Here is a 13,882-nt window from a genome sequence, read left to right on the forward strand (position 1 = left end):
CGGCCAGTCGAGGAGTTCGATCATGCCTGATGCCAATATCCGCATCCCCGCAGAGGCCCGGGACCGGCTGGCCCGGATAGCGGCGAGTGAAGGGCTGTCGCCGCGGGCTTATCTCGCCCAACGGGCGGGCGGCCTCCTCACCCCCGAGGAACGGGCCGCGCGTGCCGAGCAGACCCGGATCGCCCTCCGCGAGTGGAACGGATACGACCCGACACCGGCCGAGAAGAGCGCCATCGATGCCGAGCTGGAGCGCAGGCCGGCCAAGGCGCCGGCCCCATGAGCGATGCCGTGCACTTCGTTCCGGATGACTCGGCCATGCTGGCCGCCGGTTACGGCGACGCGATGGCCTCGGGCCTGATCCACCGCGCCCAAGAGGTGCCGGGCTGGTACGTCTACGCTCCGATCTGCGCATGGGTGGAGGCGGACCGGCACCGCCCCGGCATCGCCGAACGCTTCGCCGCGCTGCCCGGCATCGTCATTCTGGACCTCGATCTTCCCGCCGCGCTCGCGCTTGCCCGCGAGACGACCTGTGCGGATGCCCACACGCGGTATGCGGCGGAGCCCTCGGCGGACCGCCCGGACGGCGCTGTCATCGCGACGACTGCGCCGGAGAAGTGGGAGGGCCATACCGTGCGCGTTCTCAACATCACCCCCGACACCGCCTGATCCGGCCCGGACCGCCGTGCGTCGCCCCCGTCCCGGTGGGGGCGGGGACGCGGCGGGCCGGGATTCCCATAGGCGGCGCTAGTCAAATTTGATTAGGGTCGGGGGATGACCGAGAAGACCATTCCGCTCCTCACCTGTCGGGCCATCGCGCCGGTCGCCGAGTTCTACACCGCGCTGGGGTTCGAGGTGACCTTCGAGCAGAAGAGCCCGTACCCCTACCTCGTCGTGGAGCGTGGCTCCATCGAGCTTCAGTTCTTCGGCATGAAGGAGTTCGACCCGGCGACCTCCCTCGGTGGCTGCTACATCCTCACCGGCGAGGTCGACGCCCTCTACGAGATCTTCCGGGCCGGCCTCAAGGACACGTACGGGAAGGTGCCCACCCGAGGGATTCCGCGGATCGGGCCGGTGAAGAACATGGCGTACGGGGTGCGGCAGTTCCTCATGACCGACCCCGGCGGGAACTCCATCCGGATCGGCCAACCGACCGGCGGCGACGGGCACTACGAGGCCGCGCCGAAGGAGACCTTCGAGCGGGCGCTGCACTTCGCGGTGATCTTCGCCGACTCCAAGGAGGATCTGCCCGCCGCCGCCAAGGTCCTGGACCGGGTGCTGGCGCTGCGGAACGAGAAGCCCACCCCCGTACAGCGGGTCCGCCTCCTCACCCTGCGCGCCGACATCGCCCACCGCCAGGGCGACCCCCGGCCCACCGTCACCCACCTCCTCGACCAGGCCGCCGCCGTCCCGCTCTCCGCCCCGGAGCGGTCCGGCATCCCGGACGACCTCACCCGCCTCGCCGAACTCCGCGACGAAACGGCCTAGCTGTATCGACCCGGTGCTTCGTCAGCCGCGTTCCAGGATGCTCAGCAGCCGGGCCCCCGCCTCCGTACCCGGGTCCATCGGGGCGTAGTGGCCGGTTCGGGGGAGGGGGGTCAGGGGGGTGCCGTGGTGGGTGGCGTAGGCGAGCGACTGGGCGAGGGGGACCTGGCCGTCCTCCGTGCCGTGCAGCAGGGTGACCGGAGCCGGCGGGGCCGGCAGGCGCAGCGGGTCGGCTTCGCCGAGAGGGGTGTCCAGGGGTTCGCCGAGGAAGTCGCGGACCGCGTGCCCGCCCAGCCCCAGCCGGGCGGCGGCGGTCAGGTCGGCGACCGGGGAGACCGCGACCGTACGGGCCACCCGGTGCGGGTCGCGGGCCGCCGCCCACAGGGCCAGGTGGCCGCCGGCGGAGTGACCGACCAGGGTCAGCGGGCCGGCGCCGGGCAGCGCGGCCAGCGCGGCGAGCAGGTCCTCGGCCGCCTGCGGCCAGTTGCCGGGACCGCGGCGGTATTCGACCAGGGCCGCCGGGATGCCGCGGGCGGCCAGCGCCGCCGCCAGCGGGGCCAGATGGGTGCGGTCGTAGGACTCGCGCCACCAGCCACCGTGCACGATCGCCACCCACGGGTCCTCGTCCCCGTACAGGTCGGCGACCTGGTCGGGGTGCGGGCCGTAGCGGACCGTGCGGTCGGGGCGGGCCGGTGGGTGGGACAGCAGGGCGGCCAGCTCGTCCGCGTCCCGGCCGGTGTCCTGGGACCCGGCGACCGGCGCCGCCGGCTCCCCCGCCAGCACCCGCGTCAGCACCCGCGCCGCGCGCTCCGCGTCCGCGAACGAGGTGTACAGCGGGGTGAAGCCGAACCGCAGCACGTCCGGCTCCCGGAAGTCGGCCACCACCCCGCGCGCGGTCAGCTCCGCCGACACCCGCCGCGCGTCCGGGCAGCGCAGCGCGACCTGGCTGCCGCGCCGGGCCGGCTCCGCCGGGGTGAGGCTGGGCAGCAGGCCCGCCAGCCGCTCCTCGAAGAACGCGGTCAGCGCCAGGCTCTTGGCCCGCACCGCCGCCATGTCCACCCCGTCCCACACCTCCAGCGCCGCCTCCAGGGCGAGCAGCGACAGAATCTCCGGGGTCCCGACCCGGCCGCGCGCCGCGCCCGTCGCCGGGGTGTACTCGGGCGTCATCGCGAACGGTGCCGCGTGCGAGTTCCAGCCGGGCAGCGGTGAGTCGAACCCGTCCTGGTGGTCGGTTCGGACGTACAGGTACGCGGGGGAACCCGGGCCGCCGTTCAGGTATTTGTACGTGCAGCCCACCGCCAGGTCCACGCCGGCCGCGTCCAGCCCGATCGGCAGCGCGCCCGCGCTGTGGCACAGGTCCCACACGCTCAGCGCCCCGGCCGCCCGGACCGCCGCCGTGATGCCGGGCAGATCGCGCAGCTCTCCGGTGCGGTAGTCCACGTGGTTGACCAGCACCGCCGCCGTACGCGGGCCGGCCTGGGCCGCGATCCGGTCCGCCGGGACGGGGCGCAGCGCCCGGCCGGTCAGCCGGGCCGCCGACTCCGCGATGTAGCCGTCGGTGGGGAAGGTGGTGGCGTCCACCAGGATCTCGTCGCGGTCGGCGGGCGCCAGCCGGACGGCGGCCACCAGCGCCTTGAAGATGTTCACGCTCGTCGAGTCGCCCACCACCACCTGGCCGGGCGCCGCCCCCAGCAGCGGGGCGATCCGGTCGCCGATCCGTTCCGGCGCGGTCCACCAGCCGGACTCGGTCCAGGAGCGGATCCGCAGCAGGCCCCACTCGTGGGCCACCACCTCGGCCAGCCGGTCCGGCACCCCGGCGGGCAGGGCGCCCAGCGAGTTGCCGTCCAGGTAGACCGTGTCGTCCAGGACGAACGCGGCCCGCCGCTCCCGCAGCGGGTCGGCCGCGTCCAGCTCCCGCGCCCGCGCCGACACCTCGGGCCCCTCGGACACCTGGGACACCTGGGACACCTGGGACACCGCCGTCGCCTCAGACATGGCTGCGCGCCGTCCACAGCTCGGGGAAGACGTTCTTGGCCGCGCGCTTCTCCAGCCAGGCCACCCCGGCCGAGCCGGCCGTCCCGGTCTTGCCGCCCATCGCCCGCCGCGTCGCCACCAGATGGTCGTTGCGCCAGCGCCACACCAGCTCCGCCACCTCCGTCAGGGCCTCGCCCAGCGTCTGGAGCGGCCCCTCGCCCCCCGCGTACACCCGCTGCCACGCCGCCTCGACGGCCGAGTGCGGCTCGTACCTGGCCTGGAAGTCCCGGGCCAGCACCTCGGCCGGCAGCGGCTGTTCGCCGTGCCGGGACAGATAGCCCAGCGCCTCGTCGTACAGTCCGGGCTCGTGCAGCGCCTTGGCCAGCTCGTCGTGGATCTTGGGGGTGCCCCGGTGCGGGACCAGCATGGCGGCGGACTTCTCGCCGAGCAGGAACTCCATCCGCCGGTACATCGCCGACTGGAAGCCCGACCCCTCCCCCAGCGCCGCCCGGTAGGCGTTGAACTGGCCGGGGGTGAGATGTGCCAGCGGCTCCCAGGAGGCGTTGAGCGCGGTCAGCTCGTAACCGGAGCGGCGCAGCGCCGCCAGCGCGCGCGGGAGGTCATCACCGCGCAGCGCGTCGGCGGCGGTCCGCCATTCGTGCACGATCACGGTGAACCACAGCTCCATGACCTGGGTGGTGACGAGGAACGCCATCTCGCCCGGATCGTCCGAGAGCGGGCGCTGGAGGTGGGTCAGCACCTCGGCCCGTACGTAGTCCTCGTACGGCGTGCTGCCGTCGTAGTGCAGGGTCGGCTCGCCGGGGGTGTCCGACATCTCGCTCGCTCCTTCGCCTCGCTGGTGGTACGCGCCCGGGATCGCCGGGGTACAGCCGCAGCGTACGTGCCCCGCGCGCGAAGGGCGCCCCACCGTGGTGCGGTGGAGCGCCCTGTTCACGCGGCGGATACCTGACGGCTCAGGACAGCGTCTCGGCCGCCGTCGGGGAGCTGTCGCGCAGGAAGGTGGTGCAGCGCTCGTACTCCTCCTGCTCCCCGATGGCCTGGGCGGCGCGCGCCAGCGCGTGCAGGGCGCGCAGGAAGCCCCGGTTGGGCTCGTGCTCGAACGGGATGGGGCCGTGGCCCTTCCAGCCGTTGCGGCGCAGCGCGTCGAGACCGCGGTGGTAGCCGGTGCGGGCGTAGGCGTACGAGGCGACCGGGGCGCCCTCGGCGAACGCGTCGTCGGCGAGCTGCGCCCAGGCCAGCGAGGAGGCCGGGTACTTGGCGGCCACCTCGGCGGGGGCGGTGCCGGCCGCGAGCAGCTCGCGCGGCTCGGGGTCGTCGGGCAGGTGGGTCGGGGGCGGGCCCCCGAGCAGGTTCTCGTGAAGGGACATGCCCTCCAGTCTGCCTGCTCGGGGCGGTGCCTCCCGCTCCGTCACTTCAGGCGGGTGCCGGTGGAGCGCAGGTCGCCGCAGGCCCGGGTGACGCGGGCGGCCATGCCGGCCTCGGCGAGCTTGCCCCAGCTGCGCGGGTCGTAGGTCTTCTTGTCGCCGACCTCGCCGTCGATCTTCAGCACGCCGTCGTAGTTGCGGAGCATGTGGTCGGCGACGGGCCGGGTGAAGGCGTACTGGGTGTCGGTGTCGAGGTTCATCTTCACCACGCCGTTGGACAGCGCGGTGGCGATCTCCTCGCGGGTGGAGCCGGAGCCGCCGTGGAAGACGAAGTCGAAGGGGCTCTGCTTGCCGTAGCGCTCGGCGACGCCCTCCTGGAGGTCCTTGAGCAGTTCGGGGCGCAGCACCACGTTGCCGGGCTTGTAGACGCCGTGCACATTGCCGAAGGAGGCGGCCAGCAGGTAGCGGCCCTTCTCGCCCAGGCCCAGGGCCTCGGCGGTGCGCAGCGCGTCCTCGACGGTGGTGTAGAGCTTGTCGTTGATCTCGTGGGTGACGCCGTCCTCCTCGCCGCCGGTGGGGGTGATCTCCACCTCCAGCACGATCTTGGCGGCGGCGGCGATCGCCAGCAGCTCCTCGGCGATCGCCAGGTTGTCGCCCAGGGTTTCGGCGGAGCCGTCCCACATGTGGGACTGGAAGAGGGGGTTCTCGCCGCGGGCGACGCGCTCCTTGGAGAGCTGGAGCAGCGGGCGTACGTAGCCGTCCAGCTTGTCCTTGGGACAGTGGTCGGTGTGCAGGGCGATGTTCACCGGGTACTTCGCGGCGACGATGTGGGCGAACTCGGCCAGCGCGGTGGAGCCGCTCACCATGTCCTTGTGGTACTGGCCGCCCAGGAACTCGGCGCCGCCCGTGGAGATCTGCACGATGCCGTCGCTCTCCGCCTCGGCGAAGCCGCGCAGCGCGGCGTGCAGGGTCTGCGTCGAGGTGACGTTGATGGCGGGGTAGGCGAACTGGCCTGCCTTCGCCCGGTCGAGCATCTCGTTGTAGACCTCGGGGGTCGCGATGGGCATCTGTCCGCTCCTTGGTATCCGTGCGGGTCCACGTCCCGCCCATCCTCCCAGACCGGAACAGATGCACCAGTGTGGTGGCCGCCATATGCACAGAGGGTCACTGTTTCACGTGAAACAGTGACCCTCTGTAGTATCGGGGTGAGATGGCCGCGCCGGCCGATCAGCCCAGACCCAGCTCCGGCAGGCCGTAGACCTGCACATACGGCAGTCCGGCCGCCTCGACCGCCGGGGCGGCACCGCGCTCGATGATCACCGCGACCGCCACCACCTCGGCGCCGGCCTCCCGGACCGCGGCCACCGCCTCCAGCGCCGACGAACCGGTGGTCGAGGTGTCCTCGACCACCAGCACCCGGCGGCCGGCCACATCCGGGCCCTCCACCCGCCGCTGAAGCCCGTGCACTTTCTGCGCCTTGCGCACCACGAACGCGTCAAGTCGCCGGCCCCGCGCGGCCGAGGCGTGCAGCATCGCCGCCGCCACCGGGTCGGCGCCCAGCGTCAGCCCGCCCACCGCGTCGTACTCCAGATGCGCGGTGGCCTCCAGCAGCACCTCGCCCACCAGCGGGGCGGCCTCGCCGTCCAGCGTGATCCGCCGCAGATCGACGTAGTAGTCCGACTCCACCCCGGAGGAGAGCATCACCTTGCCGTGCACCACGGCCTTGTCCTGAATCTGCCGCAGCAGGGTCTCACGCGCGTTCATGAAAGCCGACATTACGGCAGCCGCCGCCAGCTCCAGACCGTGGAGATCTCCAGCGGCTCGATGAGGGTGACCAGCTCCGGGGCGGTGTTCAGCCCGTTCGGCGGCCCCGACTGCGGCTCCACGCACACCGCTTCGGCCACCTCGTCGTAGATCACCACCCACTCACCACGGCTGGTCACCTTCAGCTCCAGCTGCCCGGGCCAGGTCAGCGTGACATCCGTCCCCTCCGGCATCCCGAAGCAGTCGTCCCACGGCCCCGGCAACGGCGCGATCCGCCGCCCGGTGGGCAGATGGTCATCCCCGCGCTCCTCCTGCCAGCCGGCCGTGAAGTCCAGTTCCACCCCCGGGGCGCCCGGGGCGAGACGGCGCAGGAACCAGGGGTGCCAGCCGGCCTGCGCCGGGAAGGACACCTCGGCGGTCTCCACCCCAAGCGTCAGTGTCAGACCGCTGCCGTCCTCGGCCAGTTCGACGGTCTGGGTGACGGTGCCGGCGTACGGCCACGGGTCGCCCTGCTCGCCGGCGCCGATCGCCCGGCTGAAGACCGCCGTACGGCCCTCGGCGCGCACCGTACGCCACGGCCTGCCCCGTACCGTCCCGTGCATGGCGTGCTGCTGGCCCTCGTCCACCGGCAGCTGATGGCGCACCGCGCCGTTGTGGAACCGGCCCTCGCGGGTCCGCCCGCACCAGGGGGCCATCACGAAGGAGCCGAAGCGCTCGCCCTGCCGCAGCAGTTCGGTGCCGTCGATCAGCAGGGAGGAGAGCCGGGCGCCCTCGTCGGGGCGCACCGTCAGCTGCGTACCGGCCGCCCGCAGCAGCACGGCGGCGTGGTCGGGGCGGTCTGAGTCATCCGTGGTCACCCGAAGACCATAACGAGCCCGGTCAGCGCCGCCGTCTCAGCACCCGGCCCACCACGACGGCCGAGGCGAGCGCCAGCGCCGCCGCCGGGGCCACCCAGCGCAGCGAGATCGGCACCGCGCTGCCGCCGCCCGGCGGCGGCTCGGGGGCGTAACGGCCGCGCGGCGGGGCGTGGTCGACCTCCTCCGCGCTGCGGCCGATCATGGTCCGGCGGGCGAAGTCCGCCTCGGGGGCCGGGGTATGACGGCGTGCCGGGCGCTCCCGGTCCTCGTCGAGGTCCTCCATGTCCTCCAGCGCGTCGAGGTCCTCCAGGTCCTCCAGATCGCCGAGGCCGTCCAGCTCCTCCAGGTCGCCGAGGCCATCCAGCTCCGCCAGATCCTCGAACTCCTGCCCGGCGTGCCCGGACTCCACCGCCGGCTGACTTTCGGGGGCCGGGATGCCGGGGATGACGCGCTCGTTGTCGTCCGGCTCACCGATCCCGCCGCCACCGGTGGGCACCGGCGGCACCTCGCCCCGCTCCACCTCCTCCTGGCTCAGCTCGGCGACCAGCGCCTCCAGGAACCGCTCCAGCAGCCGGCGGCCCGCCGACTGCCGCTGCCGGGCCTCGACGGCCGACAGCCGGCCCTTGCTCCGCACCGCGCCGCTGAAGGCGAGGGTGCTGCCGGAGCCGTCCGGCAGTTCCCGGGGCACCACGGTGAGGGTCAGCGCGGCGCTGCCGGAGCCGCGCGCCTCGCGGCCCTCGGCGGTGAAGGTGAAGGTGCCGTCGCCGGTGCCGGCCGGGCCGGTGATGGCGAGGGTGCCCCGGTAGGTGATGGAGGTGCCGCCGACGCGCAGCCGCAGCCGGCCGGTGGCACTCGCGCCGGCCGGCGCGCCGGGGGTGGTGGGCGACCCGGCCGGCTGCTCCTGGTCCAGCTCAAGGCCGGGAACACAGCGGGCGACCCGCTCCGGATCGGCGAACGCGCTCCGCAGAACGGCGGCGGAGAACGGGACGTAGACCTCGTGTTCCATGCGGCGACCCTACCCACTGAGGCCGCTTAAACGACTAGTCCGACACAAGACACGGAAATCGGCCACCCCACCAGTCGGCCACCCCACTCGGCCGCCCGGCCGACTCAGCCGCTCAGCCGCCCGGCCGCCGCACCCCGTACTCCGGCTCGTGCTCCGCGCCGCTCTCCGCGCCGCTCTCCGCCAGCGCCTCGTCGGTGGCCCGCTCCACCGGGCCCACCAGGGTGACCAGCGACAGCAGTACCGCGATCACCCCCGCGTTGAGGGCGACCAGCCGCCGCCGGTCGGCCCGGGTCAGATCGTGCCGGAACAACCACAGCACCAGCAGCCCGCCCGCCACCACATTGACGGCACCGGTGACCAGTGCCGCCGTCAGCCGCCCCAGCAGCGGCAGCAGAAGAAAGGGGAAGGCGAGCCCGCCGAGCAGCCCGCCCACATAGTCGGCCGCCGACAGGTCCGCCACCGCCCGGTCCGCCTCCTGCTCCCTGATCCGCTGGATCAGCGCCATCAGCAGCGGCATCTCGGCGCCGATCAGCACCCCGATGGCGAGCGCGTACCCGAACAGCACCCAGCGCGCCTCGCCGCTCCACACCTGGGCGAGGCACAGCACCATGGCGCTGCTGCCGCCCACCAGCCCCAGCAGGGCCTCGACCAGCGCGAAGTTGGCGGAGGCGCGCCCGCGCAGCCGTTTGGCGGCGAGCGAGCCGAGGCCCATCGCGAAGACCATCAGGGACAGCACCACCGAGGTCTGGGTGACGGTGTCCCCCACCAGATGGTCGGCCAGCGCGATGAGCTCCAGCTCGTAGACCAGTCCGCAGGCCGCGCAGATGAAGACGCCCACCAGCACCAGCGCGCGGCCGGTGCCGGGCGGCACCGGCAGCCGGGTGTCGACGGCCGCCGGCTCCGAGCCCTGCTCCGGAGCGGCTGCGGAGGGTGCGATCACGAGCCGAACATTACGTCACTCCCCGCACCCACCACGTCACTCACCGGGGCGACGTGGACGCCGATCCTGGTCCTGGTGACGACCAGCCGGCGTTCCTGCGGATAGGCGTGCCAGGTGCGCCAGTGCACCTGGCCGCCGCGCCGCTGGGCGAGCAAGGCGGTGAAGGCGTTCGGGTCGCCGGGGAAGGTGGCGGCGATCCCGTACGGATGCTCGGCCACCAGCGCCAGCAACTCCTGCGCGCGGCCGGTGAAGGAGCCGGCGCTCAGGGTCTCGACGCGGGCGGCGAATTCGTAGTCGAAGCTGCCGAGCCGCTTGGAGACGCCCAGCGGCAGCGGGGTGTTGCTGCCGGGCATGCAGGCGACGGTTTCGGAACAGGAGTCGCCCAGCGCGCTGAGCAGCACTTGGTGGGAGGCGCCCAGCACGCGCAGCTGTACGCGCGCGCCGGCGAGTTCGAGATCGAGGGTGGCCAGGGACGGCAAGGGCTCGCGGCCCAGCGCCCAGGCCAGGTCGTCGGCCCTGGTGTCGGTATAGGCGGTGTGAATGGTGGTGAGCATGGGTCGGCTCCCGCATGCACGCAGTCGATGGTGGGGCGGGCCGGCCATGGGATACCCTCGGCCGGCTCGTCCGCCGGGCCTGGCAGGCACTGGGCGGGTCGCCCAGGCGCTGAACCCGGATACGGGAATCACCGAATCATGGAACACGCCGCCCCCACAGCGTTTTTACCCAACTTCACCAGGTTTCCATCCCCCCGGGGACAGGGTGGGTCAGGTGTTCTCCTCCCCGTGCCCGCAATGCGAACATCCGTTCATGTCAATGGCGCCTTAGCGCCACTGAAACGCCCGTTTGTTCCATATATGCGCGTAGATGCTGGTAACAACTCAGTCTGTTTCACATCTCGGCTGCACAACGGTCACTCTTGCGCACTTGTTCGCGCGCGGTTCTGTGAGGAAGCTCTCCGCAACTTCACACTACAAGTCATCACACCGTGGAAGGCCCAAGATGACCCGATTCGGCAGGGCGTCGAAGCTCGGCGCTGCCCTGCTGGGAGGCGTACTCGTCCTCTCAGCATGTGGCAGTGACAGCGGCGACAACAATGACGCAGGCAAGAAGGACAACGGCGGCGGGGGCTCCAAGGACACGGTGACGCTGGCCTGGGCCCAGCCGCTGGACAGCTACAACCCCACCACCGCGGGCGCGAACTCCAACGCCAACGGCACCATACTCAACGGCACCGTGGGCGGCTTCTGGGGCTTCGACGGCGAAGCCGGCCTGGTGACCCCGCACGAGGAGTTCGGCACCTACGAGAAGGTGTCGGACGACCCGCTGACGGTCAACTACACCATCAACGAGAACGCCGTGTGGTCGGACGGGGTTCCGATCGACTGCCTCGACGTCCAGCTGTGGTGGACCCAGCAGAGCGGCGCCATCGACGGCCTGTTCTCCGCCGTGGGCACCCAGGGCATCGAGGACACCACCCGCCCCGAGTGCGAGGCCGGCGGCAAGTCCTTCACCCTCGTCTACGACACCCCGTACGCCGACTGGGAGACCTCCGGCCCGGGTGTCGGCAACAACAAGATCATGCCGGCGCACGTCGTCGCCGCGCAGGGTGGCCTGAGCGACGAGGAACTCCTCGCCGCGCTGCTGGCCGAGGACGCCGACGCCCTGGCCGACGCCGCCGCCTTCTTCAACGAGGGCTGGCTGATCAGCGGTTCGCTGCCCGACGAGGCGATCATCCCCTCCTCCGGCCCGTACAAGCTGACCGGCTACGAAGAGGGTCAGTCGGTCACCCTGACCGCCAACGAGAACTACTGGGGCGAGCAGCCGGCCACCAAGACCATCGTGGTGCGCCAGGTCGCCGAGGAGCAGCAGGTCCAGGCGCTCCAGAACGGTGAGGTCGACGTCATCCAGCCGCAGCCGACGGTGGATGTCGCCAACCAGCTCGCGCAGGCGAGCGGTATCCAGTCCTACCTGGGGAACCAGTACACCTACGAGCACTGGGACTTCAACTTCGACCGCGGCCCGTTCTCGGACTCGCTGCCGCTGCGCCAGGCGTTCGCGCTGTGCGCCCCGCGCCAGCAGATCGTCGAGAACCTGATCCAGCCGATCGTGCCGGACGCCCAGGTCAAGAACATCCGTAACATCGCCCCCTGGGACCCGGGTTACGACGTGGCCGACGCGGCCGTCGCCCCCGTGGTCGGCGAGTTCGGTGTCACCGACATCGACCGCGCCCGCGCGATCCTGGAGGCCGAGGACGCCGTCGGCACCAAGATCCGCGTGGAGACCCTCGACAACCAGCGCCGCAACGACTCCGGCGCCCTGGTGAAGGCGTCCTGCGACCAGGCCGGCTTCGACGTCGAGTTCGTCTCCTCCGCCGACTTCTTCGACACCAACGGTGGCCTCTCGCAGGGCACCTTCGATGTCGCCCAGTTCGCGTGGATCGGCTCCAACCAGCGGTCCGGCTGGAACTCGACCTTCCGCACCGCCGAGTGCACCGTCGAGGGCAAGGGCAACAACAACGGCTGCTACTCCAACCCCGAGGTGGACCAGCTGCTGAGCGACATCCTGGTCGCCTCCGACGAGACCGAGGCGCAGGAGCTGTCCGCCCAGATCGAGCTGAAGCTGTGGGAAGACCTGGCCACCATCCCGATCTTCCAGCACCCCGGCATCACCGCCTGGGGCGACAGCGTGCAGAACATCGTCCCCAACCCGTCCCAGGGCTCCATCACCTGGAACGTCCAAGAGTGGTCCAAGGGCTGAGGCCGCGGCGGTGACGGTGAGCGGTCACCCGGCTCCCGGGTGACCAGCTGATCCGATCCGCCGCACCGCACCAAGGCACACGCCTCACGGGGCCGGGGGCCTCAAACCCCCGGCCCCGTCTGCCATTTGCGTCTTATCGCAGCTCCACCCCCCTCAAGCCCTTCACCTCCCACACCACTCGCACCTTCAGGAGTCAGCGCCATGCTCGTCTTCATCGTGCGGCGGCTGTTTGTCTCGATCTGGGTGTTCGTCACCGCCACGATCGTGATTTTCTTCCTGGCCACCAAGGTCAAGGACCCGCTCGCCGACGCGCGCCAACTGCCGGACAACACGCGCGAAAACGCCATCGCCGTGATCACCGAACGCATGCATCTGGACGAACCCTTCATCGTCAGATACTTCCTCTGGCTCGGGGACGCCATCAGAGGTGATCTCGGCGTCAACCGGCAGGGCCTGAGCGTCAACACGATGCTGGACGCGGCCGTGAGCGCCACCCTCCAGCTGGTGATCGGCGCCACCGTGATCGCCATCGTCGTCGGCATCACCATCGGCGTCATCTCCGCGCTGCGCCAGTACAGCGCCCTGGACCAGACCGTCACCTTCGTGGCGTTCATCTGCTTCTCGCTGCCGATCTTCTGGCTCGCCACACTCTTCAAGGAGTTCCTGGCGATCGACTTCAACGACTGGCTGGCCGACCCGGTCATCTCGGTGCCGTTCATCGCCACCCTCTCGCTGCTCACCGCCCTGACGGCCGGCGGCCTGGTGGTCGGCGACCGCCGTACCCGGCTCACCGTCTTCGGCACCACCGCGGCCGGCATGGCCGTGCTGCTGTCGGTGCTCTCCGCCACCAACTGGTTCTCCGACCCGGGGCTCGGCCCGATCGTCGTCGCGCTGACCGCCCTGGGCGGCGCCATCGGCCTCACCACCCTGGTCAGCGGCCTGGACTGGGCGCCCCCGCTCAAGTCCGCGCTGATCGCGGCCGGGCTCGGCATCGTCGCGTACTTCACCCTCGGCCCGGTGCTGGAGGACCCCAGCGCGGTGACGCTGCTGCTGCTCGCCCTGCTGACCACCGCGATCTGCTACGGCGTCGGCTGGTACCTCGGCGGCGCGCTGTACCGGCGCAACGCCATCCCAGCGGCGATCTTCACCGGTCTGTTCACCGGCGCGGTGATCTTCCTGGACCGGATGCTCCAGTCCTTCGCCTCCTACAGCGACTCCGTCAACGGCCGGCCGATCTCCACCATCGGCGCCAACACCCCCAACTACGAGGGCACGTTCTGGGAGGGCGGCCTGGACTCGTTCGGGCATCTGGCCCTGCCCACCCTGGCGCTGGTGCTGATCTCGCTGGCCACGTACTCCCGTTACACCCGGGCCAGCATGCTGGAGGTCATGAACCAGGACTATGTGCGCACCGCCCGGGCCAAGGGCTTGAGCGAGCGGGCCGTGGTCACCCGGCACGTGCTGCGCAACGGCCTGATCCCGATCACCACCCTGGTGAGCCTCGACATCGGTACGGTGCTGGGCGGCGCGGTCATCACCGAGAAGGTCTTCGGCTGGCGGGCCATGGGAACGCTGCTCCTGGAAGGCATCCAGCAGGGCGACCCGATGCCCATCATGGCGTTCTTCCTGGTCTCCGGCGGCGCGATCGTCCTCTTCAACATGATCGCGGACATCGCCTATGCCTTCCTCGACCCCCGTATCCGGCTGTCCTGAAGGA

General features: G+C 71.5%; 13 protein-coding genes and 2 pseudogenes. 5 read left to right on the forward strand and 10 right to left on the reverse strand.

Features of this window, described 5'->3' with window-relative positions; translation table 11 throughout:
* The first annotated feature begins 22 nt into the window (after positions 1 to 22).
* From AC5WRL_RS23195 to AC5WRL_RS23205, 3 genes are all read left to right on the forward strand, one after another.
* Positions 23 to 280 carry a hypothetical protein gene (locus tag AC5WRL_RS23195; RefSeq protein WP_496090580.1) on the forward strand — a complete coding sequence of 86 codons (258 nt, stop codon included), beginning with the start codon at positions 23 to 25 and terminating at the stop codon, positions 278 to 280.
* On the forward strand, positions 277 to 666 hold the full coding sequence (locus AC5WRL_RS23200; RefSeq protein WP_496090581.1) for a hypothetical protein: 390 nt from the start codon (positions 277 to 279) through the stop codon (positions 664 to 666). Before AC5WRL_RS23195 ends, AC5WRL_RS23200 begins: the two co-directional genes overlap by 4 nt.
* Positions 667 to 771: 105 nt before the next feature.
* Positions 772 to 1,485 carry a bleomycin resistance protein gene (locus tag AC5WRL_RS23205; RefSeq protein ID WP_496090582.1) on the forward strand — a complete coding sequence of 238 codons (714 nt, stop codon included), beginning with the start codon at positions 772 to 774 and terminating at the stop codon, positions 1,483 to 1,485.
* A gap of 21 nt (positions 1,486 to 1,506) precedes the next feature.
* Here AC5WRL_RS23205 and AC5WRL_RS23210 read toward each other — a convergent pair whose 3' ends face one another.
* From AC5WRL_RS23210 to AC5WRL_RS23255, 10 genes and pseudogenes are all read right to left on the reverse strand, one after another.
* A complete protein-coding gene (locus AC5WRL_RS23210; RefSeq protein ID WP_496090724.1) occupies positions 1,507 to 2,277 on the reverse strand; it encodes an alpha/beta hydrolase in 771 nt (256 codons plus the stop codon).
* Positions 2,254 to 3,477 (reverse strand): annotated as a pseudogene (kynU, locus tag AC5WRL_RS23215) (kynureninase); the annotation flags it as partial. The pseudogene kynU and the gene AC5WRL_RS23210, both read right to left, overlap by 24 nt.
* The gene (locus AC5WRL_RS23220; protein WP_496090583.1) at positions 3,470 to 4,291 is read right to left on the reverse strand and encodes a tryptophan 2,3-dioxygenase family protein; all 822 of its coding nucleotides are present in this window, start codon (positions 4,289 to 4,291) and stop codon (positions 3,470 to 3,472) included. The gene AC5WRL_RS23220 and the pseudogene kynU, both read right to left, overlap by 8 nt.
* A gap of 139 nt (positions 4,292 to 4,430) precedes the next feature.
* Entirely contained in the window at positions 4,431 to 4,844 is a 414-nt protein-coding gene (locus tag AC5WRL_RS23225) for a DUF3151 domain-containing protein (protein ID WP_496090584.1), read from the reverse strand.
* Between the two features lie 41 nt (positions 4,845 to 4,885).
* Positions 4,886 to 5,908 (reverse strand): class II fructose-bisphosphate aldolase, encoded by a 1,023-nt coding sequence (gene fbaA, locus AC5WRL_RS23230; RefSeq protein ID WP_496090585.1) that lies wholly within the window; start codon positions 5,906 to 5,908, stop codon positions 4,886 to 4,888.
* 160 nt (positions 5,909 to 6,068) lie between these two features.
* Positions 6,069 to 6,605, reverse strand: a complete 537-nt coding sequence (gene pyrE, locus AC5WRL_RS23235; RefSeq protein WP_496090586.1) for an orotate phosphoribosyltransferase — start codon at positions 6,603 to 6,605, stop codon at positions 6,069 to 6,071.
* 11 nt (positions 6,606 to 6,616) lie between these two features.
* Positions 6,617 to 7,462 (reverse strand): aldose epimerase family protein, encoded by an 846-nt coding sequence (locus tag AC5WRL_RS23240; RefSeq protein ID WP_496090587.1) that lies wholly within the window; start codon positions 7,460 to 7,462, stop codon positions 6,617 to 6,619.
* Between the two features lie 22 nt (positions 7,463 to 7,484).
* Positions 7,485 to 8,468, reverse strand: a complete 984-nt coding sequence (locus AC5WRL_RS23245) for an SRPBCC family protein (protein WP_496090588.1) — start codon at positions 8,466 to 8,468, stop codon at positions 7,485 to 7,487.
* Between the two features lie 181 nt (positions 8,469 to 8,649).
* Positions 8,650 to 9,408 (reverse strand): annotated as a pseudogene (locus AC5WRL_RS23250) (spermidine synthase); the annotation flags it as partial.
* Positions 9,405 to 9,962, reverse strand: coding sequence for a DUF2617 family protein (locus AC5WRL_RS23255; RefSeq protein WP_496090589.1), 558 nt, complete (start codon positions 9,960 to 9,962; stop codon positions 9,405 to 9,407). The pseudogene AC5WRL_RS23250 and the gene AC5WRL_RS23255, both read right to left, overlap by 4 nt.
* A 445-nt stretch (positions 9,963 to 10,407) precedes the next feature.
* Here AC5WRL_RS23255 and AC5WRL_RS23260 point away from each other — a divergent pair, with 445 nt between their 5' ends.
* Positions 10,408 to 12,165 carry an ABC transporter family substrate-binding protein gene (locus AC5WRL_RS23260; protein WP_496090590.1) on the forward strand — a complete coding sequence of 586 codons (1,758 nt, stop codon included), beginning with the start codon at positions 10,408 to 10,410 and terminating at the stop codon, positions 12,163 to 12,165.
* A 201-nt stretch (positions 12,166 to 12,366) separates the two neighbouring features.
* Positions 12,367 to 13,878 carry an ABC transporter permease gene (locus tag AC5WRL_RS23265; protein WP_496090591.1) on the forward strand — a complete coding sequence of 504 codons (1,512 nt, stop codon included), beginning with the start codon at positions 12,367 to 12,369 and terminating at the stop codon, positions 13,876 to 13,878.
* Positions 13,879 to 13,882: the final 4 nt, after the last annotated feature.

This window comes from Streptomyces sp. NTD107 (assembly GCF_059510435.1).

What these genes read in the sequence shown, in the direction of transcription:
- AC5WRL_RS23195 (WP_496090580.1), top strand. Translation starts at nt 23, where the DNA reads ATGCCTGATGCCAATATCCGCATCCCCGCAGAGGCCCGGGACCGGCTG.
- AC5WRL_RS23200 (WP_496090581.1), top strand. Translation starts at nt 277, where the DNA reads ATGAGCGATGCCGTGCACTTCGTTCCGGATGACTCGGCCATGCTGGCC.
- AC5WRL_RS23205 (WP_496090582.1), top strand. Translation starts at nt 772, where the DNA reads ATGACCGAGAAGACCATTCCGCTCCTCACCTGTCGGGCCATCGCGCCG.
- AC5WRL_RS23220 (WP_496090583.1), bottom strand. Translation starts at nt 4,291, where the DNA reads ATGTCGGACACCCCCGGCGAGCCGACCCTGCACTACGACGGCAGCACG.
- AC5WRL_RS23225 (WP_496090584.1), bottom strand. Translation starts at nt 4,844, where the DNA reads ATGTCCCTTCACGAGAACCTGCTCGGGGGCCCGCCCCCGACCCACCTG.
- fbaA (WP_496090585.1), bottom strand. Translation starts at nt 5,908, where the DNA reads ATGCCCATCGCGACCCCCGAGGTCTACAACGAGATGCTCGACCGGGCG.
- pyrE (WP_496090586.1), bottom strand. Translation starts at nt 6,605, where the DNA reads ATGAACGCGCGTGAGACCCTGCTGCGGCAGATTCAGGACAAGGCCGTG.
- AC5WRL_RS23245 (WP_496090588.1), bottom strand. Translation starts at nt 8,468, where the DNA reads ATGGAACACGAGGTCTACGTCCCGTTCTCCGCCGCCGTTCTGCGGAGC.
- AC5WRL_RS23255 (WP_496090589.1), bottom strand. Translation starts at nt 9,962, where the DNA reads ATGCTCACCACCATTCACACCGCCTATACCGACACCAGGGCCGACGAC.
- AC5WRL_RS23260 (WP_496090590.1), top strand. Translation starts at nt 10,408, where the DNA reads ATGACCCGATTCGGCAGGGCGTCGAAGCTCGGCGCTGCCCTGCTGGGA.
- AC5WRL_RS23265 (WP_496090591.1), top strand. Translation starts at nt 12,367, where the DNA reads ATGCTCGTCTTCATCGTGCGGCGGCTGTTTGTCTCGATCTGGGTGTTC.